This is a genomic window from Sandarakinorhabdus sp., assembly GCF_041689835.1.
Taxonomy (GTDB): Bacteria; Pseudomonadota; Alphaproteobacteria; order Sphingomonadales; family Sphingomonadaceae; genus Sandarakinorhabdus.
In genome coordinates this window covers 1-10615 of record NZ_JBDNFM010000010.1, presented here as the reverse complement: position 1 = coordinate 10615, position 10615 = coordinate 1, and the positions used below count along the sequence as shown (strand labels likewise).

The 10615-nt window shown below is 65.3% G+C and carries 11 protein-coding genes; 3 read left to right on the top strand and 8 right to left on the bottom strand.

All coding sequences use genetic code 11. From position 1 onward, the window contains the following. Positions 1–63: 63 nt before the first annotated feature. From ACESL8_RS00435 to bla, 5 genes are all read right to left on the bottom strand, one after another. Positions 64–957 carry a 50S ribosomal protein L11 methyltransferase gene (locus ACESL8_RS00435; protein ID WP_372914762.1) on the bottom strand — a complete coding sequence of 298 codons (894 nt, stop codon included), beginning with the start codon at positions 955–957 and terminating at the stop codon, positions 64–66. Further along, complete coding sequence (locus tag ACESL8_RS00430; RefSeq protein WP_372914760.1) at positions 957–2066, bottom strand: ATP phosphoribosyltransferase regulatory subunit; 1110 nt, start codon at positions 2064–2066, stop codon at positions 957–959. The genes ACESL8_RS00435 and ACESL8_RS00430 overlap by 1 nt, the downstream gene beginning before the upstream one ends. Positions 2067–2194: 128 nt before the next feature. Continuing rightward, on the bottom strand, positions 2195–3787 hold the full coding sequence (gene serA / locus ACESL8_RS00425) for a phosphoglycerate dehydrogenase (RefSeq protein WP_372914758.1): 1593 nt from the start codon (positions 3785–3787) through the stop codon (positions 2195–2197). A gap of 135 nt (positions 3788–3922) precedes the next feature. Continuing rightward, on the bottom strand, positions 3923–5047 hold the full coding sequence (locus ACESL8_RS00420) for a phosphoserine transaminase (protein WP_372914756.1): 1125 nt from the start codon (positions 5045–5047) through the stop codon (positions 3923–3925). Positions 5048–5165: 118 nt separating this feature from the next. Continuing rightward, positions 5166–6032: a class A beta-lactamase gene (bla, locus tag ACESL8_RS00415; RefSeq protein ID WP_372914754.1), complete on the bottom strand. Its 867-nt coding sequence runs from the start codon at positions 6030–6032 to the stop codon at positions 5166–5168. A 102-nt stretch (positions 6033–6134) separates the two neighbouring features. Here bla and ACESL8_RS00410 point away from each other — a divergent pair, with 102 nt between their 5' ends. After that, complete coding sequence (locus ACESL8_RS00410; protein ID WP_372914752.1) at positions 6135–6935, top strand: SDR family NAD(P)-dependent oxidoreductase; 801 nt, start codon at positions 6135–6137, stop codon at positions 6933–6935. Positions 6936–6987: 52 nt separating this feature from the next. Beyond that, the gene (locus ACESL8_RS00405; protein ID WP_372914750.1) at positions 6988–7848 is read left to right on the top strand and encodes a TIGR00730 family Rossman fold protein; all 861 of its coding nucleotides are present in this window, start codon (positions 6988–6990) and stop codon (positions 7846–7848) included. A 74-nt stretch (positions 7849–7922) separates the two neighbouring features. On the opposite strand, the gene ACESL8_RS00400 is transcribed toward ACESL8_RS00405, so the two are convergent. Further along, the gene (locus ACESL8_RS00400; RefSeq protein WP_372914748.1) at positions 7923–8543 is read right to left on the bottom strand and encodes a cytochrome c family protein; all 621 of its coding nucleotides are present in this window, start codon (positions 8541–8543) and stop codon (positions 7923–7925) included. Positions 8544–8677: 134 nt separating this feature from the next. Here ACESL8_RS00400 and ACESL8_RS00395 point away from each other — a divergent pair, with 134 nt between their 5' ends. Continuing rightward, the gene (locus tag ACESL8_RS00395; RefSeq protein ID WP_372914746.1) at positions 8678–9574 is read left to right on the top strand and encodes a prephenate dehydratase; all 897 of its coding nucleotides are present in this window, start codon (positions 8678–8680) and stop codon (positions 9572–9574) included. A 28-nt stretch (positions 9575–9602) separates the two neighbouring features. Here the strand turns inward: ACESL8_RS00395 and rsmD are convergent, their stop codons facing one another. Further along, positions 9603–10136 carry a 16S rRNA (guanine(966)-N(2))-methyltransferase RsmD gene (gene rsmD / locus ACESL8_RS00390; protein WP_372914744.1) on the bottom strand — a complete coding sequence of 178 codons (534 nt, stop codon included), beginning with the start codon at positions 10134–10136 and terminating at the stop codon, positions 9603–9605. A 13-nt stretch (positions 10137–10149) separates the two neighbouring features. Next, positions 10150–10615 (bottom strand): pseudouridine synthase (locus tag ACESL8_RS00385; protein WP_372914742.1); only part of this gene is annotated, 466 nt, incomplete at its 5' end.

Genomic DNA, 10615 nt, shown 5'->3' with positions numbered 1-10615 from the left:
GGCCGTGGTCGAAGCCCGCCTGTTCCACGCGCTGTAAAGCGCGGGGACAGGGGGTAACCCCTTTTATGGGCGTCGTTTCTTGACCAAAACGAGGCAAGGCCATTCGGCCTGACGATCCATCGCACCGGCCGGGACCATCCCGTGCCGGAGATAGGCATTGGCCACGGCGCGTTGTTGCCGGTCGAGCAGTCCAGCCAGCACCAAGTGCCCACCGGGCGCAATCACGGCTGACAAATCCCGCGCCAGCGCAATCAATGGCGGCGCCATGATATTGGCCAGTACCAGATCATAGGGCGCCCGTCCGCGCAGAGCGGGAGCGGAAAGCCCCGTTGCAACGACCAGAGCCATGCGACCAGAACATGCACCCGCGACAAAATGGTTCAGCGCCAGATTTTCCGCCGCGACGTCGATGGCGATTGGATCGATATCGCTGGCGATCGCCCGCGCCGCGCGGTTGGCCTGCAGCGCCGCCATCGCCAGCACGCCGGTACCGGTGCCGATATCGGCAATATTGTTGTAACGATGCGCCTTGCCCAGCCGCACCAGCGCCGCCAGGCAGCCGTGGGTGGTGGCATGCTGGCCGGTGCCAAAGGCCAGGCCGGCCTCGATGCGCAAGGGCCAGTCACTCATCCGTACCGCATCGGCGTGATCGGCCGTGTGCACGATGAAACGCCCGGCCCGCACGGGTTCCAGCCCAAGCTGCGACATGGTCGTCCAATCCGCTTCAGCCAGTTCGGCCACGACGATATCGTAAGCCGATGGGAACAGCCCGCAAATCAGCGTGGTGGCATCAACAGACGGTGCATCGGCAAAATAGGCGGTCAGCACCCACTCATCGGGCTTTGAGGGATCGGGCTCCTCCACATTCAACGTGGGCGGATCATCCATCAGATCGAACAGATCAGGCAGATTTTCCGCGTCGGCGCGGTTTACCCCGAAACGCAGTGTCCAGCTCATTACAGGGCAATGCTCGCCGGTCGTACGGCGCCATCGGTCCAGACATGGCTGCAATTCAGTGCATTTGTATCGCTGCTGGCGTCCAGCGCCGCTACCGTGATCCAGCCTTGCCCGCGCAACGCCGGGCCAACATCGGCGGGCGTTCCCGGCGGCAACAGCACGCGCATTCGTGCCTCCTGCCCCAGCCCCATATCAACAAGGCCATCAACATACAGCGAAAAGCCCACCGCGGTTTCCTGCCGGCCATCGGCATGCGCCACCAGATAGGCGCCGCCGCGGCCAACTTCGGCCATCAGGCCGGCGCCGAACAGTGAAAAGCCCAGCCAGGTCTGATATTCGAAACCGTGTCGTTCAGTGGGATCGAGGGTGACGGAAATGCCGTCCAGACTGCGGGCCAGCCCGGCAATCGCATCCAATCGCACCAGAACCGCATCCGGCAGATCAAGCTGCTTGAGCGCCGGCAGCGCCGCCTGCACCGGGCCAGCTGCGGCAATCAGCGGCACGAAGGCATCGGCCCCCGCTGCACGCAGGGCGCCGATATCCTTGCCGTCCAGCCAGGCCTGCACTTGGCCCAGTGACGCGTTGCCCAATGGCCAGCCGGCCGCGGCGAGATCGCCAACCAGCGTCGGCATGGTCAGATCGACGGACAGCCCGGCAAGACCGGCGGCGGTGAGCGCCTCGACCGCGACGGCGAGCACTTCGGCGGCGGCGGCGGGGCTGTTGCTGCCGATCAATTCGGCGCCGGCCTGCGTGCGTTCGCGTTCCGGCGAAAGCTGGTCGCCGCGCACGCGCAGCACGGGGCCGGCGTACATCAGGCGGATGGGGCGGGCTTGGGCAGCCAGCCGGGTGACGGCGATGCGGCCGACCTGGCCCGTGATATCGGAGCGCAGTGCCAGTGTCATCTGGGACACGGGATCGGTGAAACGCAGGCGTTCGCGACTGCTGCCGCCGGCCAGGCTGGCTTCATATTCTACCAGTGGCGGCGCCACGCGTTCATAGCCGTGCGCGGCGCAGACATCGGTGAGGGTGCGAACCAGATTGGCCAGCGCCTGCGCCTGCGGCGGCAGCCGATCGCGCAATCCTTCAGGGAGGAGGCCGAAACTCGTCATGGGCTGCGGGTTAGCCGGTTGGGGGTGGGCGGGCAAGGGGAGGGGGCTTGTCGAGGCACGGGCCAGAGCCGGCACTTCCCCACCCCCACCCCCGGCCCCTCCCCTGAAGGGGAGGGGAGAAGGGCTGCTCACACAAACCGCAACGCGCTGGCCACTTTTACGCCAGGCAGGGCGCGGATGGTGGTGAGCAGCGCATTGGGGATGGCATTGTCCACGCTGAGCAGCAGCACGGCTTCGTCACTGGAATCGCGGCGTCCAAGGTGGAAGGTGCCGATGTTGACGTCGCCGCCGCCCAGCGCGGTGCCCAGGCGGCCGATGAAGCCCGGTTTGTCTTCGTTGACGATGTACAGCATGTCGCCGGCCAGATCGGCTTCGACCGTGATGCCGAAGATTTCGGTCAGGCGCGGCTTGCTGTTGCCGAACAGCGTGCCGGCAACGGTGCGCGGGCCGCTGGCGGTGCCCACCGTCACGCGCAGCAGCGTGTGATAATCGGTCTCGCGGTCGTGGCGCACTTCGGCGATATCGATCTCGCGTTCGCGCGCCAGATAGGGTGCGTTGACCATGTTGACCGTGTCCGAATGCGTGCGCATCAGCCCGGCGAGCACGGCGGCGGTGATCGGCTTGAGGTTGAGCTGCGCGGCGGCGCCTTCGACTTCGACGCGCACCGATTTGATGCCTTCATTGTCGAGCTGGCCGACCAGGCTGCCAAGCCGTTCGGCCAGCGCCATGTATGGCCTCAACCGCGGAGCTTCTTCGGCCGACAGCGACGGCATGTTGAGCGCGTTGGTGACGCCGCCAGTGAGCAGGAAATCCGAAAGCTGCTCGGCGACCTGGATGGCGACATTCACCTGCGCTTCGTCGGTGGAGGCGCCAAGATGCGGCGTGGAAACAAAGTTGGGCGTGCCGAACAAGGGCGAGGCCTTGGCTGGTTCCTCCACGAACACATCAAGCGCAGCGCCGGCGATGTGGCCGGAATCGAGCAGTTCCTTCAATGCCACTTCGTCGATCAGTCCGCCGCGCGCGCAGTTGACGATGCGGACGCCCGGCTTGGCCTTGAGCAGGTTTTCGCGGCTGAGGATGTTGCGCGTGCTGTCGGTCAGCGGCGTGTGCAGGCTGATGAAATCGGCGCCGGCGAGCAGTTCATCCAGCGTCACCTTGGTCACGCCCATATGCTCGGCGCGTTCGGGGGTGAGGAAGGGATCATAGGCGATCACCTTCATTTTCAGGCCCAGCGCGCGATCGGCGACGATGCTGCCGATGTTGCCGGCGCCGATGAGCCCCAGCGTTTTGGCGGTGACTTCGACGCCCATGAAGCGGTTCTTTTCCCACTTGCCGGCCTGGGTGGAGGCATCGGCTTCGGGCAATTGGCGGGCGAGCGCGAACATCAGGGCGATGGCGTGTTCGGCGGTGGTGATGCTGTTGCCGAAGGGGGTGTTCATGACGACGACACCCAGCGCGGAGGCGGCGGGGATATCGACATTGTCCACCCCGATGCCGGCGCGGCCGACAACTTTGAGGTTGGTGGCTGCGGCGAGCACCTCCTTGGTGACCTTGGTGGAGGAACGGATGGCGAGGCCGTCATAGTTGCCGATGATCTTGACCAGATCGTCCTTTGACAGGCCGGTGATTTCATCGACCTCGATACCGCGCGCACGAAAGATTTCGGCGGCCTTGGGAGACATTTGATCGGAGATGAGGACGCGGGGCGGGGTGTTGGGCATGGGGGGTCTCCAGTTCCCCTCTCCTTCAGGGAAGGGGTTGGGGGTGGGGCTGTTGGGAAACGGGCTGTAATCGGGATAAGGCGGCACACGTGGCACGGCCACACCCCCTCTCCTGACGGGAAGGGGAGTTGAGTGTCAGGCCGCAGTGACCTGCGCGTATGCCCAGTCGAGCCAGTGAGTAAGTGCGACCACGTCGGCGGTATCCACCGTGGCACCGCACCAGATGCGCAGGCCGGTCGGCGCGTCGCGGTAGGCGCCGATGTCGTAGGCGGCCTTTTCCTTTTCGAGGCAGCTGACCATGGCCTTCACCTTGTCCTCCGCCAAATCAGGCAGGACGAGGCAGACCGACGTGTTCGACCGTGAGGCGGCATCCTTGGCGAGATGTTCGACCCACGGGCGCGACTGCACCCAGGCATCGAGCGCGGCGGCGTTGGCGTTGGCGCGGGCTTTCAGGGTGTCGAGCCCGCCAAGGCCGTCCGCCCATTCCAGCGCGTCGATATAATCCTCGACGGCCAGCATCGACGGTGTGTTGATGGTTTCACCGGCGAAGATGCCTTCGGTCAGCTTGCCCTTGGAGACGAGGCGGAAGATCTTGGGCAGCGGCCACGCCGGCGTGTAGCTTTCGAGGCGCTCGACGGCGCGGGGGCCGAGGATCAGGATGCCGTGGCCGCCTTCGCCGCCCAGCACTTTCTGCCAGCTGTAGGTGAGCACATCGGCTTTGGCCCAATCAACGTCTTGCGCGAACACGGCGCTGGTGGCGTCGACGAAAGTGAGGCCTTCGCGGGTGGCGGGCACCCAATCATAGTTCGGAACGCGGACGCCCGAGGTGGTGCCGTTGGCGGTGAACAGGACGTCTTGGCTGAAATCCACGGCGCTCAGATCGGGCAGCTCGCCATAAGGCGCGGTGATGACCGTGGGGTTCAATTTCAGCTGCTTGACGGCATCGGTGACCCAGCCTTCGCCGAAACTTTCCCAGGCCATGGCAGTGACGGGGCGGGCGCCCAGCATTGTCCACATCGCCATTTCATAGGCGCCGGTGTCGCTGGCGGGCACGATGCCGATGCGGTGCGTATCGGGCACGCCAAGGATTTTACGGGTCAGGTCGATGGCGTGTTTTAGGCGCGCCTTGCCGATCTTGGACCGATGCGAGCGGCCGAGCGAATCGGTTTTGAGATTGCTGGCTGTCCATCCAGGGCGCTTGGCGCAGGGACCGGACGAAAAATGCGGACGCGCCGGAAGCGCGGAAGGTCGATCAGTCATATTCTCTCCTCACAGAGAGCGCGCGCGGCGTTGGGACCGCGTGGCCCGCCACCGGGGATAGGGATTATCGGAGGAGGGTCAAGCGGTTTTGGCTTTACCATGAGGGGTTGGCGGCGGTTCAAGCGACCGAATCGACAATCGCCCGGCCCAGCGGCACGAACTGACGGTTGCGTTCTTCCAGTTCCGATTTCGCAGCGAACAGATAGGCGGCAAGCCAGATCGGCTTGCGGCCCGGCGGGGTGATGACCGATACGATATTGCGCGCGCGCCAACTGCCGGCGCCGGTCTTGTTGGCCTCTTGCCAGCCCGGCGGCAGCGCTGCGCGGATCATGGTATCGGCGGTGCGGCTGGCCGCCATCCAGGCAAAAAGTTGCGCCCGCGCGGCTGGCGACAGAATGCGGCCTTCGGCCAATCTGCGGCAGGTGGCCAGCATGGCGGCCGGCGTCGTGGTGTCGCGCGGATCGCCGGGAGTTTCATTGTTCATATCCGGCTCCACCCGGTCAAGGCGGGTCACGTCGTCGCCGCCGGCGCGCAGCCAGCGCGTGAGCGCGGCCGGGCCGCCGATATGGGCGACGGCGATGTTGGCGGCAGGATTGTCGGAGAGGACGGCCATTGCCTCGGCCAGTTCCAGCAGGCTGGCGCTGCCGCCGACGCGCTTTTGCGTGAAGGGTGCGTTGAACAGCATGTTGGCCTGGGTCACCGGCAGGCGATCGTTCATCGCCCATTCTCGGCTGTCTGCCCCGTGCAGCAGGCGTGCAGCCAGCAGCAGCTTGAACGTTGAGCACAGCGGAAAACGGTTGTTTGCGCGGTGGTTGAAGCCGTCGCCTGTGTGCGTATCGATGAGGGCGATGCCGATCGGACCGCCGGCACTGCGCTCGATCTGCGCGATGGCGCGGCGCAGGGCGGCAAAACGGTCAGCGCCGGCGAGGGCCGGGGCTGCCACCAGAGCAGGCAGGGCGCCGATCAACTGGCGGCGGTCGAACATGGGGATCACTCCGCAGGCATCAGGGCAACAACGATGGCGCTGCGGTTGACGTCGCATCGGCGATGGCGTCTCGTCAATGCGCAGACGAAAAGGAAACTGTGGATGATCGACTGGACGGGGCAGCGCGTGCTGATCACCGGTGCAGCCAGTGGAATCGGGCGGGCGCTGGCGGTTTTGTTGGCGGCGCGCGGCGCATTGGTGACGGCGGCTGACATAAATGCTGACGGCGCCGCCGAAACGGCCGCAGTTTGCGCCGGCGAGGCGCTGGCGCTCGATCTGGCCGATGGCAGCGCCGGGCCGGCAGCGGTGGAGGAACTGGTTGCCCGCCACGGCCGGCTTGATGCGGTGTTTGCCAATGCCGGCATCGGCCACACGCGCCGGCTGTTGAAGGCCGATCTGGATGATCCCGGCCTGGCCCGGCTGTGGGAGATCAACATGCTGGGGCCAACCCGGCTGGCACAGGCGTTGGTACGCGCGGCCGAAGCCGGCGGCTGGCGGGCGCGGATCGTGATCACGGGTTCGGAAAACAGCCTGTCGCTGCCGCCGTCGATCCAGAATTTCGGCAACGGGCTGTATGCGGCATCAAAGCATGGCGTGCTGATCCTGGCGGAATGGCTGGCAACCGAATGCCGCAACGCCGGCAAGCCGCTGGATGTGCACGTGCTGCTGCCGGGCGGGGTTTACACCGGTCTCACGGCGGCCGGGCTGGGCGACGATCCGGCGCGCTGGCCGGCGGACATGGGCATCATCCTGCCCGAACGCGCTGCCGAAATTTGCCTGCAAAGCCTTGATCTCGGCCTGTTCCACATCCCCACCCACGCCCATCTGCACGATGATATGGGCGGCCGTTATCACAGCGTGGGCGAGGCCACCGCGCTGTTGCAGTTGGGCAAGCAGGCGTGACAAGCCGGCGCCGCTGCTTTACGCCCCGCGTCCGTTTTGCAAAGAGTATGACATGACATCTCCGGTTCCCCCCACCGTTCCCGAACGCATTTTCCCCACAGCGCAGGAAGACGCGCGGCTGGGCAATGCGCCTACCGCCGTGCCGCAGACGGAGCATCCCGCCTATCGCCTGGCGTTTCAGGATGCCGATTTCCTGTTGCGTGAAGATCTGCGCCCGGTGCGGTTCCAGTTGGAACTGATGAAACCCGAAGTGCTGCTGGCCGAGGCCGATATTCACAGCACGTTCGTGTTTTACGGCTCGGCGCGAATCCCGTCACCCGAAGAAGCGCCGGCACTGGTCGCAGCCGCAGACACGCCAGAACGCAAGGCGGTGGCGCAGCGCCTGGCCCGCAACGCGCATTATTACGATGTGGCGCGCGAACTGGCGGTGCAGGTCTCCAATTTCTGCAAGGATGGGGAGCGGTGTTTCACCGTGTGTTCGGGCGGCGGCCCTTCGATCATGGAAGCCGCCAACCGCGGTGCCTGGGAAGCCGGCGCGCCATCATTGGGCATGAACATCGTGCTGCCCCACGAACAGGTGCCCAACCCCTATGTCACGCCCGGCCTGTCGTTTCAGTTCCACTATTTCGCCCTGCGCAAGATGCATTTCCTGATGCGCGCCAAGGCGGTGGCGGTGTTCCCCGGCGGTTTCGGCACTTTCGACGAGTTTTTCGAGCTGCTCACGCTGGTGCAAACCGGCAAGGTCGCGCCGCTGCCGATCCTGCTGTACGGCCGCGAATTCTGGAACCGCGTGGTGAATTTCGAAGCGCTGGCCGAAGAAGGCGTGATTGCCCCTGCCGATCTTGACCTGTTCCACTTTGTTGAAACCGCGGAAGAAGGCTGGGCCATCGTGAAGGCGCATTACGGCCTTTGAGCACGTAGCCCCAGACACAAAAAAGGGGCTGCATCCAAAACTGGGTGCCGCCCCTTTTTAATGTTGGAACCAGCTTATTTGGCTGGTGCAGCGTCTGCGGTTTCCGCTGTCGGCGCGGCTTCAGCTTCGGCCACTGTCGGGGCTTCTTCGGCCGGAGCGGCGGGCAGGGGGAGCGGGCTGGCGCTTTGGCTGTTGAGCCAGGCGATCACGGCGGCGCGGTCTTCGGGTTTGTTGATGCCGGCAAAGCTCATCTTGTTGCCGGCTGCGAAGGCTTTGGGGCTCTTGAGCCAACCCCACAGATTGTCCCAATCCCAATTCTTGCCCTTCATGCCGCCCAACGCTTCGGAATAACTGAAGCCGGCCTTGGCTGCCATTGGGCCGCCAACCACACCGTGCAGATTGGGGCCGGTGCCGTTGGTGCCGCCGGGCAGTGCATTGTGGCAGGCCGCGCATTTCTTGAACACGGCTTCGCCTTTGGCGACATCGGCGCTGGCCAGATAGAAGGCAGCGGGCTTTTCGGCTTCGGCGGCGGGGGCGCCTTCGGCCGGGGCTTCTTCGGCGCCAGCGACTTCATAGCCGGGCTTTTCTGGCACATGGCGGGTGTATGTCATGTCACTGATGATCGATACGCCCAGCACGGCGACCAGGCCTGCCAGCACGCCGCCGAAAATCTTGTTCCACTCAAAGCTGTCCACGGCGAGGCTCCACTGCGGCGCAGGGGCTGTTTGGGGATTAGCCCTGCCTGCGCCTTGTTTGGGCTGCGATTAGGCAATTGTGCGCCGGCCCGCAAGCATTTGCTTGTTGCAGCGCACTATCATAACGAACGCAGATGACGAGCAGCTATCCGCCCCTGGCCCAAGTTCTGGTTGATCGCATGGTGGCGGCCGCCGCTGCGATGCCGGATCGGGCCGTGGCCTTTCAGGGCGCGCCCGGTGCCTACAGCCATCAGGCCGTGCGCGAAGCCTTTCCCGATCGCCTGCCGCTGCCGTGCGCTGGTTTTGAAGACGCGATCGAGGCGGTGCAGGCCGGCCGCGCCGGGGCGGCGATGATCCCCATCGAAAACAGCCTGCACGGCCGCGTGGCGGATATCCATTTCCTTCTGCCCGAATCCGGGTTGAGCATCATTGGCGAACATTTCGTGCGGGTGCGGCACTGCCTGCTGGGGCTGGCGGACAAGGCGGCCCTGCGCGAGGTGAAAAGCCACCCGCAGGCATTGGGCCAGGTGCGCCGCCATTTGCGCGCGTGGGGCATTGCGCCGGTGCAATATTTCGATACCGCCGCTGGCGCTGCGGCCGTGGCCGGCGAAGGCGATGCCAGCGTGGGCGCCATTGCCAGCCGGCTGGCGGGCGAGCTTTATGGGCTGAATATCCTGGCTGAAGGCGTGGAGGATGAAGATCACAACACCACCCGTTTTGTGGTGCTGTCGCGTGAGCCGGTGACGCCGCCGCTTGGCCTGCCGGCGATGACCAGTTTCAATTTCGAGGTGCGATCGGTGCCCGCCGCGCTGTTCAAGGCGCTGGGCGGGTTTGCCACCAACGGCGTCAACATGACCAAGCTGGAATCGTACCTGCGCGACGGCAAGTTTTCGCAGGCCGAATTCTACGCCGAAATCGAAGGCTCGCCAGCCCAGCCGTCGGTACAGCGCGCGCTGGAGGAACTGGCCTTCTTCACCAACTGGGTGAAGATCATCGGCAGCTATCCCCGCGCGCGGGACAGAGCTGAGTAGTTCCCTCTCCCGCAGGGGGAAGGGGAAGTCAGGGTGCGCGCAGCAGGCGGACGAGTGCCTTGCCGAAGCGGCGTTCGACCAGAAGCTCCCACTCGCATGCCAATGTGTCGGCGGCGGCGGTTTCCACGCTGATGATGGCACCAGGCGCAATCCAGCCGCGTGCGTGCAGATGGCTGAGCGCCGGATCGGCGAGGCCAAGGCCATAGGGCGGATCGAGGAAGACGAGGTGGTGCGAGCGCAGGGCCGTGCCGAGGCTGGCGACCGGGCTTTGCCGCACATCGCCGGCGGCGCCCATTGCAGCGAGATTGGCTTTGATCGCTTTGGCCGCAGCGGCATCATTGTCGATGAAGCAGGCGGTGCCGGCGCCGCGGGATAGTGCCTCGATGCCCAGTGCGCCGGTGCCGGCAAACAGATCAAGAACGTCCAGCCCGTCAAAGCCGCCGAGCCGGCTGGTGAGCATGGAGAAGATGGCTTCGCGGGCGCGGTCGCTGGTCGGGCGGGTGGATTCGCCCGGCGGTGCAATGAGCGCGCGGCCACGCCAGCGGCCCGAGACGACCCTCATTTGATCGAACGCATCAGCGTTTTTCCGATTTCGAAGCCTTCAGCATCGACTTGAGCAGGGCCACATCGGATTCGGGGATTTCATCGGCCATGCGCGGCGGCAGATCATCGAGGCCAATAGGGCCATAGGCAACGCGGATCAGCCGGTTCACCTGCAGCCCGATATGTTCGAGCACGCGGCGCACTTCGCGATTCTTGCCTTCGTGGATGCTGACGGTCAGCCAGGCATTCGCGCCTCGACGGCTGTCGAGCCCGGCCTCGATCGGGCCATATTTCAGACCCTCCACGGTGATCCCGCGGGCCAAGGCGGCGAGTCCGCCTTCATCCACAGGGCCATGCACCCTGGCGCGGTAGCGGCGGATCCAGCCATTAGCGGGCAGTTCCAGCTTGCGCGCCAAGGCGCCGTCGTTGGTCAGCAACAGCAGCCCCTCGCTTGTCAGGTCCAGCCGACCCACCGAGACCAGCCTCGGCAGGTTGGCG